Origin of the sequence: Paenarthrobacter sp. CM16, assembly GCF_013179505.1 — a bacterium.
Lineage (GTDB): Bacteria > Actinomycetota > Actinomycetes > Actinomycetales > Micrococcaceae > Arthrobacter.
Genome location: NZ_JABMCX010000083.1, coordinates 1 through 16,854, shown reverse-complemented (window position 1 = coordinate 16,854; position 16,854 = coordinate 1). Strand labels below are relative to the sequence as shown.

Annotated in this window: 17 protein-coding genes; 14 read left to right on the top strand and 3 right to left on the bottom strand. The window is 60.9% G+C overall.

Translation table 11 applies throughout. The annotated features are described in order from the left end of the window. Nucleotides 1–74: 74 nt before the first annotated feature. The 6 genes from HP499_RS09440 to HP499_RS09415 all read left to right on the top strand — a co-directional run bounded on the left by HP499_RS09440 (nt 75) and on the right by HP499_RS09415 (nt 5,642). On the top strand, nt 75–1,088 hold the full coding sequence (locus tag HP499_RS09440) for an ABC transporter substrate-binding protein (RefSeq protein ID WP_172323832.1): 1,014 nt from the start codon (nt 75–77) through the stop codon (nt 1,086–1,088). Then, entirely contained in the window at nt 1,085–2,074 is a 990-nt protein-coding gene (locus tag HP499_RS09435; RefSeq protein ID WP_172323831.1) for an amino acid ABC transporter permease, read from the top strand. Before HP499_RS09440 ends, HP499_RS09435 begins: the two co-directional genes overlap by 4 nt. Next, on the top strand, nt 2,071–2,880 hold the full coding sequence (locus tag HP499_RS09430; RefSeq protein WP_172323830.1) for an amino acid ABC transporter ATP-binding protein: 810 nt from the start codon (nt 2,071–2,073) through the stop codon (nt 2,878–2,880). Before HP499_RS09435 ends, HP499_RS09430 begins: the two co-directional genes overlap by 4 nt. A gap of 95 nt (nt 2,881–2,975) precedes the next feature. After that, nucleotides 2,976–3,878 carry a LysR family transcriptional regulator ArgP gene (locus HP499_RS09425; protein ID WP_172323829.1) on the top strand — a complete coding sequence of 301 codons (903 nt, stop codon included), beginning with the start codon at nt 2,976–2,978 and terminating at the stop codon, nt 3,876–3,878. A 47-nt stretch (nt 3,879–3,925) separates the two neighbouring features. Beyond that, complete coding sequence (locus tag HP499_RS09420; protein WP_172323828.1) at nt 3,926–4,654, top strand: B3/4 domain-containing protein; 729 nt, start codon at nt 3,926–3,928, stop codon at nt 4,652–4,654. 55 nt (nt 4,655–4,709) lie between these two features. Next, on the top strand, nt 4,710–5,642 hold the full coding sequence (locus HP499_RS09415) for a DMT family transporter (protein ID WP_172323827.1): 933 nt from the start codon (nt 4,710–4,712) through the stop codon (nt 5,640–5,642). Here the strand turns inward: HP499_RS09415 and HP499_RS09410 are convergent. Beyond that, on the bottom strand, nt 5,618–6,565 hold the full coding sequence (locus HP499_RS09410) for a LysR family transcriptional regulator (protein ID WP_172323826.1): 948 nt from the start codon (nt 6,563–6,565) through the stop codon (nt 5,618–5,620). The two genes, HP499_RS09415 and HP499_RS09410, sit on opposite strands and share 25 nt — an antisense overlap. 80 nt (nt 6,566–6,645) lie before the next feature. On the opposite strand from HP499_RS09410, the gene HP499_RS09405 reads away from it, so the two are divergent. The 7 genes from HP499_RS09405 to HP499_RS09375 all read left to right on the top strand — a co-directional run bounded on the left by HP499_RS09405 (nt 6,646) and on the right by HP499_RS09375 (nt 12,800). After that, a complete protein-coding gene (locus HP499_RS09405; RefSeq protein WP_172323825.1) occupies nt 6,646–7,248 on the top strand; it encodes an XRE family transcriptional regulator in 603 nt (200 codons plus the stop codon). Next, nucleotides 7,241–7,990: a B3/4 domain-containing protein gene (locus HP499_RS09400; RefSeq protein ID WP_172323824.1), complete on the top strand. Its 750-nt coding sequence runs from the start codon at nt 7,241–7,243 to the stop codon at nt 7,988–7,990. The genes HP499_RS09405 and HP499_RS09400 overlap by 8 nt, the downstream gene beginning before the upstream one ends. A 4-nt stretch (nt 7,991–7,994) precedes the next feature. Next, nucleotides 7,995–8,465 (top strand): Lrp/AsnC family transcriptional regulator, encoded by a 471-nt coding sequence (locus HP499_RS09395; protein WP_172323823.1) that lies wholly within the window; start codon nt 7,995–7,997, stop codon nt 8,463–8,465. 30 nt (nt 8,466–8,495) lie between these two features. Further along, entirely contained in the window at nt 8,496–9,713 is a 1,218-nt protein-coding gene (locus tag HP499_RS09390) for a PLP-dependent aspartate aminotransferase family protein (protein ID WP_172323822.1), read from the top strand. A 182-nt stretch (nt 9,714–9,895) separates the two neighbouring features. Further along, entirely contained in the window at nt 9,896–10,210 is a 315-nt protein-coding gene (locus HP499_RS09385) for a multidrug efflux SMR transporter (RefSeq protein WP_172323821.1), read from the top strand. After that, complete coding sequence (locus HP499_RS09380; protein ID WP_172323820.1) at nt 10,210–10,590, top strand: multidrug efflux SMR transporter; 381 nt, start codon at nt 10,210–10,212, stop codon at nt 10,588–10,590. Before HP499_RS09385 ends, HP499_RS09380 begins: the two co-directional genes overlap by 1 nt. Before the next feature lie 140 nt (nt 10,591–10,730). Further along, entirely contained in the window at nt 10,731–12,800 is a 2,070-nt protein-coding gene (locus HP499_RS09375) for a glycosyl hydrolase (protein ID WP_172323819.1), read from the top strand. On the opposite strand, the gene HP499_RS09370 is transcribed toward HP499_RS09375, so the two are convergent. Continuing rightward, the gene (locus HP499_RS09370) at nt 12,797–14,020 is read right to left on the bottom strand and encodes an ROK family transcriptional regulator (RefSeq protein ID WP_172323818.1); all 1,224 of its coding nucleotides are present in this window, start codon (nt 14,018–14,020) and stop codon (nt 12,797–12,799) included. The genes HP499_RS09375 and HP499_RS09370 overlap by 4 nt on opposite strands. A 59-nt stretch (nt 14,021–14,079) precedes the next feature. Here HP499_RS09370 and HP499_RS09365 point away from each other — a divergent pair, with 59 nt between their 5' ends. Continuing rightward, nucleotides 14,080–14,952 carry a LacI family DNA-binding transcriptional regulator gene (locus HP499_RS09365; RefSeq protein ID WP_172323817.1) on the top strand — a complete coding sequence of 291 codons (873 nt, stop codon included), beginning with the start codon at nt 14,080–14,082 and terminating at the stop codon, nt 14,950–14,952. A gap of 11 nt (nt 14,953–14,963) precedes the next feature. Here HP499_RS09365 and HP499_RS09360 read toward each other — a convergent pair. Beyond that, the coding region (locus HP499_RS09360; RefSeq protein ID WP_172323816.1) for an alpha-galactosidase at nt 14,964–16,854 on the bottom strand (1,891 nt) is incomplete at its 5' end.

The window sequence follows — 16,854 nt, the reverse complement described above, 5'->3', positions numbered from 1 at the left end:
GCGCTGCAGACCCGACATGCGCAGCACCCACATCTTTCGCCCGCATCGGCGCATCATCAATATCAGGAGACATTATGTCCGAAGCACTGAACACCTCCAACCACCATCAGGTTGGCCCGATACCGGATCCGGGCTCCATCGACAGCCCGGTCGGGCGCCGCTTGAAAACATTCGCCAAAGGCGTGGCAGTCCTGACCACTTGTGTACTCGCTTTGTCTGGGTGCACGAATGCTTCCGGGTCTGCGTCCGGACCAGCTCCGTCCGGTTCGTCCATTTCCACGTTCGACCCGGTAAGCATCACCCCGGATCAATCGCTCGCGTCCCAGGTACCGGCAACGATCAAGTCCAAAGGCACCTTGGTCATCGGCTCCGATACAACGTACGCTCCGGCTGAATTCCTCGGCGGCGCGGACAACCGCACTCCCATGGGATACGGCGTCGATTTGGCGAAGGCTATTGGAGCGACCCTGGATCTGAAAGTGGACGTACAAACCGCCGAATTCACGGGCATTCTTCCAGCCCTCGGTCCCAAATACGATCTCGGCATCAGTTCCTTCAGCATTACCAATGAGAGGCTCAAAGCCGTCAACTTCGTCAGCTACCTCAACGCCGGGACCACCTGGGCGGTCCAGAAGGGCAACCCCAAGAAGTTCTCCCCCGATGACGTCTGCGGAAAATCCGTGGGAGTCCAGACCGGAACTACCCAGGAAGATCCTGACCTCAAGAACCGCAACGATGAATGCCTCAAAGCCGGAAAGCAACCCATCGACATCGTCACGCTGAAGAACCAGACGGATGTCACTACCCGCTTGGTCAACGGAAGCATTGACGCCATGATCGCCGAGTCAACCTTGATCGGTTACGCCATCCAGCAGACCAACGGGGCCGTAGAAAAAGCCGGAGGCGTCTACAACACCTCCCCGGTGGGCATCGCTGTTCCGAAGAATGACACGGCCTTGGCCGAACTCATCCAAAAGGTGGTTGCCAAGCTGATCGCCGAGGGCACCTATCAGCACATCCTCGATTCGTGGAACAACTCCGACGGCGCCATTACCGACCCCGAAGTCAACCCTGCAGTTAAGTCATGAGCCTCGCTACCAACGAACAGGCCACCACACAATCCAGCCCCTCACCGGAACTGATCAAAGCAGTTCCCGTCCGCCACCCCGGCCGCTGGGTGGGAGCTGTCATCATTGTCCTCGCGGCCGCCGTCGGCATCCAAAGCCTGGCCACCAACCCCAACTTCCACTGGGACACCTTCGGCCTGTATGTCCTGGACGAAAATGTGATCCGGGGTGTCGGTTGGACGCTGTTGCTCACCGTTCTCTCGATGGCAATAGCAGTTACCCTGGCTATCTTGTTGGCCTTCATGCGCCAATCAGAGAACCCGATCTTCCGATGGTCAAGCTGGTTCTGGGTCTGGTTCTTCCGGGGCACTCCTGTCTACACCCAGCTGATCTTTTGGGGATTGGTTGCCGTCCTTTACCCCAGGATCACCATTGGCGTCCCTTTCGGCCCGGAACTGCTCAGCCTGACAACCCAAGACCTGCTCAACGCGTTCTGGGCTGCCGTCCTGGGCCTCGCCCTCAATGAGTCGGCCTACTTGGCCGAGATCTTCCGGGCCGGACTTAAATCCGTGGACAAGGGACAGATCGAAGCCGCTGAAGCCTTGGGCATGCGGGGCTCGAAAATCATGTGGAGGATTGTGCTTCCCCAAGCCATGCGCATCATCGTCCCACCAACCGGCAACGAAACCATCGGGATGCTCAAGACAACCTCCCTGGTGCTTGCGGTGCCGTTCACCTTGGATCTGACCTTCGTCACCAACACCCTTGCCAATAGAAGCTACCTCCCCATTCCGTTGCTCATCGTTGCAGCGTTCTGGTACCTGGTAGTCACCAGCATCCTGATGGTGGGCCAGCACTTTATAGAGAAGCATTACGGAAAGGGTGTCGACATTTCCACTCGCATCACCGTCAATCCAGCAGCCCTCCAGACAGCCGGCGTAAGCGTCAACCCAACGCCGGCCCCTGCCCAGAATGCATCAACAAACAGTGAGGAGGACGTGCGATGAGCGCTTCCGTCCATCCCCTGACCAGCCCACCAGCATCCGCTCCTGCGAACGACGTTGTCAGGATTGAAGGGGTACATAAGTACTTTGGCGACCACCACGTCCTTAGCGGCATCGACATGACCGTCAAAGAAGGTGAGGTTGCAGTCCTGATTGGCCCCTCAGGGTCGGGAAAGTCCACGCTTCTGCGGTGCATCAACCACCTGGAGAGCATTGGTGCCGGCCGGATCCGCGTCAACGGCGAACTCATCGGATACAGGGAAACGGACGGAAAACTGCACGAACTGCATCTGAAGGACATCGCCCGTCAACGCCGAAACATCGGCATGGTCTTCCAGCGTTTCAACCTTTTCGGCCACAAAACAGCCTTGGAGAACATCATCGAGGCTCCGGTCCAGGTCCGAGGTCTTGAAAAAGTTCCAGCCAAACGGCGGGCCCAGGATCTTCTCGATCGGGTTGGACTCGCTCACCGTGCCAGCTATTACCCGGCGCAGCTATCCGGCGGCCAGCAACAGCGGGTTGCCATCGCCCGTGCTCTTGCCATGGATCCTGAACTCATGCTTTTCGATGAACCAACCTCCGCACTGGACCCCGAACTGGTGGGAGACGTCCTGGATGTCATGAAAGACCTCGCTAAATCAGGTATGACCATGATCGTGGTAACGCACGAGATCGGTTTCGCCCGGGAGGTGGGAGACACTCTGACGTTCATGGACGGTGGGGTTGTTGTGGAGTCGGGCAATCCCCGTGAGCTCATAGTCAACCCCCAGCAGGAGCGCACCAAGAGCTTCTTCAGCAAAGTCCTATAAACCAAGTGTCAGTTTCTGCTCGGTACGGGCCGCCAGTCAAAGCGGCCCGTGCAAAGGCAGGATCCAAACCAGCCAAGGTACTTTACTTTTACACCATGAACTTCGAACATCTGAAGGCACTGAGCGCCATCGTTGAGACCGGCTCCTTCGACGCTGCCGCAAACCTGCTCGGCATCACGCCCTCCGCGGTCAGCCAACGGATCAAAGCCTTGGAAACCTCAGCCGGGCAAATACTGGTTCGTCGCAGCCTGCCGAGCAGCCCCACCGAAGCCGGCGCCATACTCCTGCGGACAGCCCGACAAATTCAGGCGCTGGAGGTAGACGCCATGCATTCCTTGGGCCAGGGCCCTGAAGGACGAGCCACCGTTGCCGTGGCCGTGAATGCCGACTCGCTGGCGACCTGGTTCACGCCCGTGCTGCACCAGGCAGCTACGTGGCCGGACACAGCGCTGGACCTCCACATCGAAGACCAGGATCACAGCACCCGGCTGCTACGCCAAGGAGACGTTCTCGGGGCCGTCACCACAGAGCCCAAAGCCGTAGGCGGATGCCGGGTGGAGTTGCTGGGCGTGATGCGTTACGTACCGGCGGCCTCAGCCGAACTGGTTCAACGCCACAAAACCCCTGATGGAGTGAACTGGTCCGAGATGCCGATGCTTCGCTTCAGCGCCAATGATGACATGCAGCACCGAATCCTCCGGTCCAAAGGCGTTGAGCACTTCCCCCCGACCCACACCATCCCTTCCTCCGAAGCATTTTTGGAAGCCGCCAGGGCCGGGCTCGGTTGGGGCATGATTCCTGAGCAGCAAATTCAACGGGACCTCACCCGCAGCGGATTGGTCCCTCTTCCTGGCGGTGCCGCACACGATGTAACGCTTTATTGGCAATGCTGGTCGATGACCACGCCACGACTTGAGCGAATTACTGCAGCCGTCCGCAGGGCCGGTAGCGAGCTGCGCCAAAGCTGTCGAACACTATGCACTAAAAGTGCAGTATGATGCCTCTATGGAGAAATCATCATTGAGTGCAAACAACGGTTTTGCTGATGCCTAAGACGGCCCACCCCCAGCAGCTCCTCGACGCCGGCTACATCGATCCTGCCGTCCTTGAACTTCGCCCCGACTACCAAGCCCTCCTGCTGGCCGTCGATGGGCTCGTTCCGGGGGCGAGCAACGACGCTAGCGAGGCGCTGCTCCAAAAGGCCGAAGCCTCCGCTCGGCTGGCGCTCCAGGAGCAAAAAGTCGAGGCCCTCCCCCACGTCGCCGCGTGGCGAACGGCCTATCAGGGCTTCGGTGCCAAACCGAACCGGACACGCAACAGCCTTGAGGCACTCCTGAGGCGCGCCGCCACAGGATTGCCACGGGTGAACCGACTGACAGACATCTACAACGCCATCTACGTGCTTCACCAAATCCCGCTCGGCGGAGAAGACCTCTCCAACTACAGCGGCCCGCCTCGACTCATCCGGGCCACTGGAGAGGAACCCTTCGACACGGCAGCCAACGGAGAGGCCGTCGTCGAGTATCCCGAGCCAGGTGAAGTCATCTGGTGCGATGACCTAGGTGTCACCTGCCGGCGCTGGAACTGGCGACAGGGCAGACGGACACAACTACGGGATGAACCCACCACCGCGTTGTTCATCCTGGATGCCCTTGACCCAGTCACTACCGATGCCCTCCGGGCAGCTGCCGAAGACCTCGCAACCCACCTCAGCCAACTTGGGCCCGACATCACCATCACCAACCGACTCATCGACAAAACCATCCTGCCGTGACCAGGCCTCCAAGGTCGCGTGCAAGCGATGGGTGCCAGACCAAGGGGAACCAGCAATGAGCACCACCCAACCCGCAATCCCACCGTGGGCGCTGACCATAGCAGCCATGTTCTCCATCCAGCTCGGCTCCGCCCTGTCCGCAGGGTTGATGCCGGCGCTAGGACCAATCGGTACGGCCTGGCTCAGACTCAGCATGGGCGCGATCATCCTGCTCCTTCTGGCCCGACCACCATTGAAGTCCCTGCGCTTTAGCGACACCCCGGCCATTCTCGGTCTCGGTATCTCCGTCGGGATCATGTCGGTGACGTTCCTCGCCGCCATGGAACGTCTTCCACTGGGAACTGCTGTAGCCATTGAGTTCCTTGGCCCGCTCAGCGTCGCTGCCCTTCGAGGGCAAGGGGTCCGCTCGTTGCTCCTGCCGGCAACCGCTTTGGCAGGAGTCCTCCTGCTCACCGAGCCCTGGTCCGGCCAGGTGGACCTCCTGGGTGTCGGCTTCGCCGCCATGGGCGCGATCGGGTGGGCAGCCTACGTTCTGCTGACCCAAAAGGTAGGCGACCGCTTCACCGGAATCGGCGCCCTGGCGCTGACCATCCCTATTGCTGCCCTGGTTGTGACACCCTTCGGACTGCCGCAGGCTTTCGGGCACATCACATGGGAACTCGTCGGCGTCGCCGCCGCCCTTGCTGTGCTGATTCCCGTACTGCCCTATATCTTGGAAATGAGGGCGCTACGTCGAATGACGCACACAGCGTTCGGCACCCTCTTGGCGCTGGAACCGGCCATCGGCCTCCTGCTCGGCATGATCGTTCTGGCACAGTCACCTTCGGCTCTCCAACTCCTGGGAATTGTGGTCGTGGTTTTCGCCGGCGCAGCAGCACAACGTGGAGGGCGCCGCCAACAGCCGGGTGGGGCCATCCAATGCGGGCGTTCAGCTGAAGCCAGGCAAGAACCTGCACGTCCATCTCATCGCGGGGATTCTTTGGCGTAAGCGTTCTTGGGTGATGGGATTTCTACGTGTGTCCGGGCGATTCCACGCAAGGCATCAATAACAACGGATACAGCCCGGTGCACCACCCGTTCGGGTCGGACCAGCATGTCCACGTGACGAACTGTTTGTACGCCTTCAAGCGGGCGCAGGACCACATCCTGCGATGCGGGAATCCTGACGGTATGCCGGGGCAGCAACGCCAGGTGCCCACCTTCGGACACCATGGCAGCGGCTGTACTGAAGTCATTGATTCTGTGCACCACCCGCATTGGATACCCGGCCGCAGCAGCTACGGCGTCAAGCATGTCCGCCGGCGAGAAACCGGCATGCGTGGAAACCCACGTCGCCCCCACCAGATCTACCGGTTTCAGAGTCTTCTTCATGGCCAGATCATGGGATGAATGCATGGCCACGTCCATGGGCTCCCTCAGCAAGGACAACACGGCAAGCCTGTCCCTGGGCCAAGGGGGCGTATGGCTCATTCTGTGGGCGATCACGATGTCATAGTTGGCGGTCAGGGCCGGGAAGGAGACACGGTCGACGTCCTCATCAACACATTCAACAACCGGAAATCCCTCCGTATGTTCCAAGGCGGCCAGCCCGGGGAAGAACGACATGGCCGCGCTATGGAAAGCACTGACACGCACCGTCCGGTCAATGCCGCCGACGAACTCATCAACAGTAGCTTCGGCACGGGTGATCGCCTCGGCAACAGCAATGGCTGCCACGGCGAGGGCTTGGCCCGCATCAGTGAGTTCAACGGACCTCCCCCGCTTTTGAGTCAGGGGCGCCTTGAACTTGCGTTGAAGCGCGGCAAGCGACTGCGAGACTGCCGAGGGACTCACGCCGAGAGCACGGGCAGTAGCGGCCACACTGCCGTGGTCGCCCAGCTCACGCAACACACTGAGTTGATATGGATCCATGAGGCTTCCCTTTAATCGTTGATACAAACATATTCCAGTGGAGCATTGATAGTGCACTCATGGTGCAGTATGCTGCATCTATGGACGATAATATCGCAACTTTGGCCTCGGCCATCGGCGCACGGGTGAAGCAGGAGCGCCTATCCCGGCGCATGACGCTGGACCAATTGGCGGAAGTGGCGGGCGTGAGCCGCAGAATGCTGATCAACGTTGAACAGGCCACCATGAATCCGAGCGTCGGTACTCTACTGAGGATCAGCGACGCCCTTGGCGTCGGGCTGCCGGACCTGGTCCAGTCACCCGAACCCAAGGCCGTCCAAGTTACTCGTAAGGGCGAAGGTGCAGTGCTCTGGAGCAGCGAAGCCGGCGGACGCGGCGTGCTGGTTGGCGGAACGGAACCGCCGGAAGTGGTGGAATTGTGGGACTGGATCCTGGGGCCGGGCGACCAACACTCCAGCGAAGCCCACACGCCGGGCACCAAGGAACTTCTGCAGGTTCAGCAGGGCACCGTCACCGTTGGTGTAGCAGAGCAGATATTCGTCCTTGACGTTGGCGACTCTGTCACATTCCCCGGGGACCTGGCCCACTCCTACAGCAACAGCACCTCCGAGCCGGCGCGGTTCTCCCTCGCAGTCTTTGAACGCGGCGTGGGATCAGGGCATCGGGAGGCAAGGAATGCTTAGCATCCAAGCCCTCCAGGAAACCGTTGACTCCGCTTACGTGGAGCCCGCCGTTTTCGAGCTTCGGCCCGATTACAGAGCCCTCCTGATCGCAGTGGATGGCCTCATCCCCGGTGCAAGCGAGGCAGCGAGCAATGCGTTGTTGGAGCAAGCTGAGATGGTTGCGCGGACTGCGTTGAGCGAGCGAAAGGCCGAACACCTTCCGCATATAGCCGCATGGCGGGAGGCTTACCAGGCGTTCGGCGCCAAGCCCAACCGCACACGCAACAGCCTTGAAGCGCTGATCCGCCGGGCGGAGGCCGGCCTCCCCAGAGTCAACAAACTCACGGACATTTACAACGCAATCTCCGTCCTCCACCAAATTCCGCTAGGCGGCGAAGACCTCGCCCGCTACAGCGGAGCACCACGACTCATCCGCGCAACGGGCCAAGAGCCCTTCGACACGGTAGCGAGCGGAGAACCAATCGTCGAATACCCAGATGCCGGCGAGGTGCTCTGGTGCGACGACGACGGCGTCACTTGCCGCCGATGGAATTGGCGCCAAGGCCGCCGTACACAACTGCGGGACGAGACCACCTCAGCTTTGTTCATCCTCGACGCACTGGCACCCATGAGCAACGAGTCCCTGCTTGCCGCAGGGGCCGACCTTACGAGCCACCTGTCCACGTTGGGTTCAGAGGTCATCAGCGTCCAGCGGCTTATCGGCTTCCCTCCCGCCCCCGGAAGGGACATGACGAAGGGGTAGCAACATGCCCACCCGCGAACCGGATGTCCTTGACCTCCTCATCCTGGGCATTCTGGAAGATGAGGGCAGGGTACCCACAACGGTTCTGGCCGCGCGCACCGGGCTTACCGAACGTGAATGCGAGGAACGCGTCATAGGCCTGGAGCTGCACGGCCACATAGGCGGGTACACCATCATCCGCAAATTTCCAGATCCAGCACTGGGTCCCCTGTCAGCCTGCATCCGGATCGTCATGGCGCCGGGACGCACCGGCGACGACCTGTACCGCAGCATGGAGTCCATCGCGGAGATCACCACCGCCGAGCTGCTAGACGGCGATCATACGGTCCTGGTCAGACTTCTGGTCCAAAGCAGGGATCGCCTAAAAGCCATTACCCGCTTCTTTCGGGCTCAGTTGGCCGTGCTATCCCTCGAAGTCTCCACAACACAACCACTCTTCAGCCGCCGTCCAGCACCACGGGCTCTTGCCCGCTGACGGGGCCTATCCTCCGAAAGGAAACCCGCAATGAATCGCACACCTGACAAGCACAACCGGGCATCCGTCCATGACAGCACCTGGGCTGTCCATGGAGGAAACAGCATTGACAAGGGCACCGGCGCCCTCCGCACTCCCCTGATCATGGCCAACTCCTACGTTCTCCCCGAAGACCCCTCCGAGATGGACTGGTCGAGCGTTGACGACGGACTGGTCTACACCCGAAACGCCGGCGCAAACCAGGTCGCCCTCGAAACAAAACTCGCCGCCATGGAAGGCGCAGAAGCAGCAGCGGCCTTCGCCACGGGCGTCGCCGCCCTTCATGGAGTCTTCTTCGCCCTCCTGAAGTCCGGCGATCACGTGGTGGTTTCAAACGTCACCTACGAAGCTGTCTACCGCCTGTTCGGGGAGCTCCTTCCGGAAAAATACGGCATTGAGGCCACCTTCGTTGATGCCGACGACCTGGAAGCAGTCCGGGCAGCCGTTCGTCCGAACACCAAACTGATTCACGCCGAAACGATCGCCAACCCCACTACCAAGGTGGCCAACGTCGCCGCCCTGGCCAGGATCGCCAAGGACGCCGGCGTCCTGCTGACCGTTGATGCCACCTTTACTCCCGCACCCTTCTACCGAGCACTCGACGACGGCGCAGACTTGGTCATCCACTCGCTGACCAAGTACATCAACGGCCACGGTGACGCGATGGGCGGTGTCGTCATTGGGCGGCGCGAACTTATCCAGCACATCCGACACGACGCCATAGTCGATGCCGGCGGTGTCATTTCTCCGTTCAACGCATGGATGATCATGCGCGGTTCCGTAACGCTCCCGCTGCGTCTGAAACAGCAATTTTCGAGCGCGGAGAAGGTAGCCGCGGTCCTTGAAGCCGACCGGCGGATCGCTTACGTGCTCTACCCGGGCCTTGCCTCGCATCCCCAGCACGAACTCGCCGGTAAACAATTTGGAGGTCGAGGGTTCGGGGGTGTTCTCGCATTCGCTGTGGAAGGTGACTCGAACACCCAGAACACCTTCGTGAAAAACCTCCAGGTCATCACCTCGGCAGTCTCGCTCGGCCACGATGAAACGCTGATCGTCCACGTTGGCCCGGATGCACGCGGCGGCTCAGAGAACTACCCTGCTTCGTTCCACAAATACGGCCACCTGCGCCTGTCCATCGGGCTCGAAGACCCCGAGGACATCATCGACGACATCCTCAGCGCGCTGGACAAGACCTTCGGGGACAAGTAGCCACCACAGCCTGGGACGGACGCTGGAAGCAGCATCCGTCCCAGGTTGCGCCTGGCAACAAAGCAGCCTAAAACCTAGGGCAGTTTCTGCCCAACAGTGCGTAACAAGGCGCATCGAATTGTTCACTCATCCCATCGCATCACGGTGCAGATGACGTTTCTCTCTCCAGCAAGGAAAAGTTCATGGCGTGGCTCGTTCTCATACTTTCCGGTCTACTCGAAGCAGTCTGGGCTACAGCGCTCGGGGCCTCGGATGGCTTCAAGCGCAAACTCCCAACCCTGATCTTCATCGGCTCGATGGCCGTTAGCATGGCCGGCCTGGCATATGCGATGACCGATCTGGCAACCGGCACGTCCTACGCCGTCTGGGTGGGGATCGGCGCTGTACTGACCGCAGCGCTTGCCGTCGTCCGCAAGCAGGAGAGGCTTTCCCTGTCGCGCGCCGCACTGCTCACAACTCTGATTGGGTGCGTCGTCGGGCTGAAGGTGATCAGCTGATGCACTGGATAGTTCTCATTGCCAGCGCCGTCCTGGAAGCAGTATGGGCCACAGCTTTAGGCCAAAGCCAGGGATTCACCAACCCTGCGGCAACGAGCGTGTTCGCTGCGGGCCTCACCCTCAGCATGCTCGGCTTGGGATACGCAGCAAAGCGGATTCCGATGAGCACCGCATACGCCGTGTGGACCGGCACCGGAGCGGCATTGACGGTTACCTGGGCAATGCTCGAAGGAAACGAGACACCCACCGCACTGCGGATTCTCTTCCTCTCGGGCATCGTCGCCTGCGTGATCGGCTTGAAACTTGTCCCCGCCAAGACCGTCGAGGCCCCGCCGAACACGACAGGGAAATCTCCACGCCGCGGGGCCGGCAACTACTGAGGTGACGAAACCTCCCCGCCCAACGGGCCGCCGCCCGAACAGCTACAACTCGCAAAGAATTACTTTACCTACTTAAGTTAATCCCTTACTGTGGTCCGAAGGCGATGCGCCGTTGCATCCCCCGAGAAGACAGGACCACCTTGAAATCATCAAGTGAGTTTCTTCGCCGCCTTAAGACATGCGGCCTGACCGTACTCATCGCCGCTTTGGCGTCCTCAACCGCAACGTCGGCCTCGGCAGCGCCACTCCCTGCGCCGGGCAGCTCCGGCCCTCCTGAGCGCGTATCAATCGTGGATCCCGAAGCAACGCCCCGGACAGCGTCGCTGTTCGCCTACCTGCAATCCCAGCAGGGTAAAGGCATCCTCTTCGGCCACCAGCAGGACACGGAGTTTGGCGTAACGTTCCCAGCGGAAAGCGCCGACGGCTTCCAGTCTGACGTCAAAGCAGCCACCGGAGAACATCCCGCCGTCTTCGGCTGGGATTTTGGCCACGATGGGTACGGATCCGCGCCCGGCAGCCCCACACCGGAGGAGAACTTCCAACACACCGTCAGCCTGGTCAAAGCCGCAGACAAGATTGGAGGGATCCAAACCTTCTCGGCCCACATGGACAACTTCGCTACAGGTGGAGCCTTTGACGACACAGATGGCGGCGTGGTCCCCCGGATCATGCCCGGCGGAGATAAGAATAAGGCTTTCACTGATTACCTCGACCGCGTAGCCCGCATCGCTAAAGCCGCTGTGGATGAAAACGGCGCCCCCATCCCCATGGTGTTCCGGCCGTTCCACGAAAATGCGGGGTCCTGGTTTTGGTGGGGAGCAGCCCATGCCTCCTCTTCCCAGTACGTTGAACTTTTCCGTTACACCGTGGAATATCTCCGCGACACCAAAGACGTCCACAATTTCCTCTACTCCTACTCTCCGGGCGGCGGCTTCAGCGGGACCAGTGAGGTGTTCATGCGCACCTATCCCGGCGACGATTTTGTGGACGTGCTTGGCTATGACAACTACGACAGTTCCGGCGGCTCGCAGCAGTGGCTGGATGGACTCGTAGCGGATCTGGGCATGATCTCGCGTCTGGCAGAGGAGCGGGGCAAGGTAGCGGCACTGACGGAAGTTGGTGTCAGCGGTGCCCTCAAGGAGAACGGCCAGAACGCGGACACTGCCTGGTACAGCCATGTGCTGGCTGCACTCAAAGCGGACCCTGATGCCCGACGCATGGCTTGGATGTTGACATGGACCAACTACGGAACCGGTCAGTTCTTTGTTCCCTACCCGGCAACCGGTGAGTTGGCCGAGCACGAAATGCTCCCGGACTTCCGTGCCTTCGCGGCCGATGAGTTCACAGTGTTCAGCGGAGGATTGTCCAGGAGTGAGGTTTGGCAGCGGAAGGTGAAGGCCGCGGACCATGCACCCGCCCTGCATGTAGTGTCACCGGTTGATGGAGCACGGATTACGGAGACCCGTACCACGGTCCGCGTCCGCGTCAGCGATGCAAAGGTCAAAGAAGCATGGTTCACCGTGGGTGATGACGGGACGAAGCAGCAGCTGACTTATGACGCTGCTTCCGGGTATTTCACCGGCGCCTTGACCGTGCCGGAGGCTGACTTGGTCAACACCCGGACCAACCTCGCCGTGACCGCCGCGCTGACCGGGAAAGCCCAACTCACCGCGCAGCAACAATTGGTCCTTGGCGCAAAGCCGGCTGCGGCTCCTGGCGTGGTGGACGACTTCGAGACATACGCCGACGACAGTGAGCTCCGGGCTACATACAGCGCGGTAGGGGCTAACAGCATCTCGCTTTCCAGCAGCCCTGTGGGAAGTGGTGAACGCGCATTGCGTTTCGACTACGACTTCCGCCTTCAGAATTACACCGGGATTACCCGCCGGATAGAAGGCGACTGGTCCGGGTTCGACGCGCTTTCCCTGTGGCTGAAAGCGGACGGATCACAGCAGAAACTGGTTCTCCAGCTGGTCTGCGGTGGCGTGGCATACGAGGCGTATCCCTCCCTCAGCGGAACGGAAGGCGGGAACATCAGCATCCCCTTTGCCGATTTCCGGCCAGCTCCTTGGGACACGGCCAACGCCGAGCGGCGGATCACGAGCGAGGATCTCAAGGATCCCTCCCAATTCAACATCTTTATCAACCAGGTTCCCGACGGACAAACAACAACGGGAACGATCTATCTGGATGAACTAAAAGCCGGCTAGTTGTACTGTCCCGATACGTTGGCCGCCGGCTGGTTGATGCTCTGTTGAAGCATCAAGGCTGCGGCGCCCACCGACGCCGCGTCCGTTACCTGTGTTGCCAGCCGCACTGTGACGCCGTGCTTCAGTGAGGCAAAAGCCTCCTCACGGAGTCGCTGCTCCACCACTGGCAAGTACAACGAACCAGCTGTGGTGAATGAGGGTCCGGCGAAGGTCACCGAATCCAGATCCAGGATGTTGACCAAGGCCAGAACGGCATCGGCCACATAGTCTGCGGATTCCTTGATGAGCGCCGCTGACAACGGATCGCCATGGACGGCTGCTGTTGCAATTAACGCAAAATCCCGGAACGGATCCCTGTCACTGGAGAGCCTGACCATGGTGGTCTTGCCAGCTGACATGGCCTCCCAGGCGCGCTCGGCAACAGCGCGTGGTCCGGCCACTTCATCCAGCGTCAGCCCTGACCGCCGGTCCCCTCGGAAGCGCACACTTCCGAGGGGACCGGCGTTGGAGCTGGCACCACGATACAGCGACCCGGAAATAAGTAAACCCGCACTGATGCTGGCACCCATGTACACGGTGCAATGAGCTGTGGCGTCCGGGATGGCGCCGCTCCAGAAATCTCCCATGGCAGCAGCAGTGGCAACATTGTCCAATAAGGTGGGCAAGGAAGCTGCTTCACTCATAGAGTCCCTCACAGGGAAGCCCTCCCACAAAGGCATGCTGGGCGAGGACAGAATGGAACCGGCGTCGAGGTCCAATGCGCCGGGCGCCACCAGGCCGATGCCCGACACGATGCTCCGCTCTTGGCCTGCAACTCCGAGCAATACATCCACGTGCCCGGCAACGTCCTGAACGACTTCCTGGGGATTCCGCGAGCGGGCACCCCGTATACGTGTCCTGGCGAGGACCGACCCGGCCGCATCCGTCACGAGAATAACAATCCAGTCGGCGCCCAACTGCACACCCACGCTGCAGCGTGCACGGGGATTGAGCCCAAGAAGAACGCGGGGTTTACCCTTTGCCCCGGTGAACGTCCGCTCTCCCGTCTCCACGAGCAAACCTTCACTCAGGAGAGCGCGGACCAGGTTGGAAATAGATGCCTGCGTCAGACCGGTTCGTTCAGCCAACTGGACACGGCTGACCGGGCCTTCCGCCCTGACGCGGTCAAGGATCAAGGCCCTGCTGGTGGGCGTAATGGACGAGGAATGCAGGACAGTCATGGACGCTTCGGGGCTCGGCTCATGTGCTAAGTATTGCCGGTCGAAGCCATACTTAGCACATGGACAATGCCGCAGTGATGAGAAACCGGCCACCTCGTTTTGGTCTGGGCGTTCAGAGTAAGAACGGACCCCACGGAACAGACCCGTTCTTTGAAGATCTACTGGCAGGAATGGAAGAAGCCCTGGACCTGGCAGGTGCCAGCGCGTTCCTGCGGCAGTTCACCTCCTATGGCGAGGAGTTGGAGGCATATCCACGATGGGCCGAAAGCGGAGATGTGGACGCCGTAGTCATTGCCGATTCCCAAGAGGACGATTCCCGGGCGAAGCTTTGCCTTGAGCTTGGCCTGCCCGTAGTCATCCTGGGCGGGCCGCCCGTGGATGGCGCCTCCTTGGTTGATGTTGATAATTCCGGCGGCATGGAAATGGCCGTCAATTACCTCTCCGGTCTTGGGCATAAGGTCATCGGACGGGTCTCCGGACCAAAGCACCTTCACCACACAAAGTCCAGGAGCATGGCCTTCGACCAGGCCCTTGAGCGTCGCGGCGTCACAGGGCTGTCGGTGGAAGGTGACTACTCTGCCGCCTCCGGGGATTTACGGACCCGGGAGATCCTGTCGGTTGCCACTCCCCCTACCGCAGTGATTTATGACAACAGCATGATGGCTGTAGCTGGATTGGGCGCAGCCAAGGATCTGGGCTTGGAAGTTCCCTCCGATGTTTCCTTGCTGGCTTGGGATGACGGGCCGGCTTGCCGGCTCGCCTCCCCACCCCTTTCCGTCCTTAGTTTGGACGTCCATGAACTCGGACGAACCGTTGCCGATGTCCTGATGGAGACGTACTCGGGCGCGGTCCAGACCGTGGTTCACGTCCCCACAGGACGAATCGTGCAACGGGGCAGCACGGCAGATCCCGCGCACGTTCGCACCTCCTGACGCGCAATGCCCTACACCCCTTGGACGTGGAGCACCAGAGCCTGCGCAGGCCACAGCAGCGGAATCTGCAGCCCGTCCCGCACCAGGACGCTCCCGGGAAGGGTGATTTCACCGGCTGAAACCCACGGCGGAGTGATCCACCCATGGCGGGCCTCGCCCAGTTCCTTCCGGACCCTTACCCGATAACGGCGGGATACATCCAGGCCGTGCAACCTGACCCGCTCCGGCAGTGCATCTTCCAAAGTGGCAACGGATGCAATAGTCCAAACGCCCTCGCTCTGATCCTGAAGTACGGCACCTGTGACCCGCAATGCCGGATCCAGGACATCTGCGTGCACTGGGACGCCGGTGTGCAGGACATGACGCAACTCTTTGTAGAGGGCACCAAAAGCGCGCACCGCTTCCAGCTCATCGGGGCCGCATTCGAGCAGGTTCCATTCGAAGCCGGCGGATCCCATCAAGCTGGTGGCTGCCCTGTAGGACAAGTCCACGGTCCGGCCCGAGCTGTGGGACGTCGTTGGTCCAATGTGTCCTCCCACCATCTCGGGAGGAAGCAACAGCTGTGTCCATCGCTGGATATCCTGCCGCTCCACGGCATCGTTGGAATCCGACGCCCAGACCCTGTCCGCAAACTCCAGGATCCCCAGATCTGTCCTCGCTCCTCCGCTGGAGCATGACTCGATTTCCAGTCCCGGGTGGCTTTCCTTGAGTTCACGGATCAACCGGTAGGTGGCCAGGGTGTGTTCGTGGATGCCGGGAAGTCCGGAATGCACGGATTCCACCAGGTCCCGGTTGTGGTCCCATTTGATGAAGTCGATGCCGAGCTCGTCGATGAGTGAGCTCATCTGGATTCGGACGTGCTCATAGGCACCGGCGTTCGCAAGGTCCAGGACGTACTGCGTCCGCCAGGACAGCTCATCCGGGGATGACCAAACGTGGTCAGGGTTGTGCAGCAGCCAGTCCGGATGCGCCCTTGCCAGATCGGAATCCAAGTTCACCATCTCGGGCTCGAACCATAGGCCGAACTGCATTCCCAGGTCATGGACGCGCTGCGCCAACGGCCCCAAACCCTCCGGCCACACGGCGGGATCCACAGTCCAATCCCCCAGCCCCTTGGTATCGTCGCGGCGGGCCATGAACCAGCCGTCGTCCAGGACGAAGCGCTCAACTCCCGCCTCGGCTGCACGTTCTGCCAAGCGCGTCAGGGTGGCCGGATCATGATCGAAATAGACGGCTTCCCAGGTGTTGAGCACCAACGGCCTGGGGCTCCGCGGATGTTGATCGCGTGAGCGCAGTGCCTCATGGAATCGTGCGGAGAGACCGTCAAGCCCCGCGTCCGACCAAGCGAACCAGGCTTTAGGGGTGCTGTAACTTTCCCCTGGAGCGAGCCTGATTTCGCCCGCCCGCAGCAGCTCGCCGGCTCCCAACAGCGTTACGGTGTCCGTCATCCGGTCTGTTCGGTAGGTGCAGTCGGCACTCCAGCCCAAGTGGACGGACCACATTTCCCCGACACGGTTCCGGGGCTTGCCGATGCTGGCAATTTCCAGGTGGGGTGCATCGTGTCCGCCCCTGCCGCGCCGCGTTTCGCGGCTGACTGCCCCGCGCGGCATTTGTGTGGTGGACGGAGCTTTTTCCCTGGTCCATCGGCCGGTGAACGATGTCAGATGGTCCGCGGTCTTGGGCAGCGGCAAGGTGGCTTCAACCCAATGGACATCCAACGGAGTTGTTCCCCGGTTGATCACACGATGCACCACCGTGAGGACACCGCCGGGCGTCAGCGCGAAAGAGCTGTGGATTTCCAGGCCGTTGTTGGCATCGGAGCCAGTAATGAAAGCCTCGTGTTCGTCGGCGGTGACCTCCTTGACGGTCCATCGCGGAAAGACCGGTCTTCCCTCCCGCGTC

Bases quoted from the DNA above. Each gene is read 5' to 3' on its own strand.
- HP499_RS09440 (WP_172323832.1), top strand. From the start codon at position 75: ATGTCCGAAGCACTGAACACCTCCAACCACCATCAGGTTGGCCCGATA.
- HP499_RS09435 (WP_172323831.1), top strand. From the start codon at position 1,085: ATGAGCCTCGCTACCAACGAACAGGCCACCACACAATCCAGCCCCTCA.
- HP499_RS09430 (WP_172323830.1), top strand. From the start codon at position 2,071: ATGAGCGCTTCCGTCCATCCCCTGACCAGCCCACCAGCATCCGCTCCT.
- HP499_RS09425 (WP_172323829.1), top strand. From the start codon at position 2,976: ATGAACTTCGAACATCTGAAGGCACTGAGCGCCATCGTTGAGACCGGC.
- HP499_RS09420 (WP_172323828.1), top strand. From the start codon at position 3,926: ATGCCTAAGACGGCCCACCCCCAGCAGCTCCTCGACGCCGGCTACATC.
- HP499_RS09415 (WP_172323827.1), top strand. From the start codon at position 4,710: ATGAGCACCACCCAACCCGCAATCCCACCGTGGGCGCTGACCATAGCA.
- HP499_RS09410 (WP_172323826.1), bottom strand. From the start codon at position 6,565: ATGGATCCATATCAACTCAGTGTGTTGCGTGAGCTGGGCGACCACGGC.
- HP499_RS09405 (WP_172323825.1), top strand. From the start codon at position 6,646: ATGGACGATAATATCGCAACTTTGGCCTCGGCCATCGGCGCACGGGTG.
- HP499_RS09400 (WP_172323824.1), top strand. From the start codon at position 7,241: ATGCTTAGCATCCAAGCCCTCCAGGAAACCGTTGACTCCGCTTACGTG.
- HP499_RS09395 (WP_172323823.1), top strand. From the start codon at position 7,995: ATGCCCACCCGCGAACCGGATGTCCTTGACCTCCTCATCCTGGGCATT.
- HP499_RS09390 (WP_172323822.1), top strand. From the start codon at position 8,496: ATGAATCGCACACCTGACAAGCACAACCGGGCATCCGTCCATGACAGC.
- HP499_RS09385 (WP_172323821.1), top strand. From the start codon at position 9,896: ATGGCGTGGCTCGTTCTCATACTTTCCGGTCTACTCGAAGCAGTCTGG.
- HP499_RS09380 (WP_172323820.1), top strand. From the start codon at position 10,210: ATGCACTGGATAGTTCTCATTGCCAGCGCCGTCCTGGAAGCAGTATGG.
- HP499_RS09370 (WP_172323818.1), bottom strand. From the start codon at position 14,020: ATGACTGTCCTGCATTCCTCGTCCATTACGCCCACCAGCAGGGCCTTG.
- HP499_RS09365 (WP_172323817.1), top strand. From the start codon at position 14,080: ATGGACAATGCCGCAGTGATGAGAAACCGGCCACCTCGTTTTGGTCTG.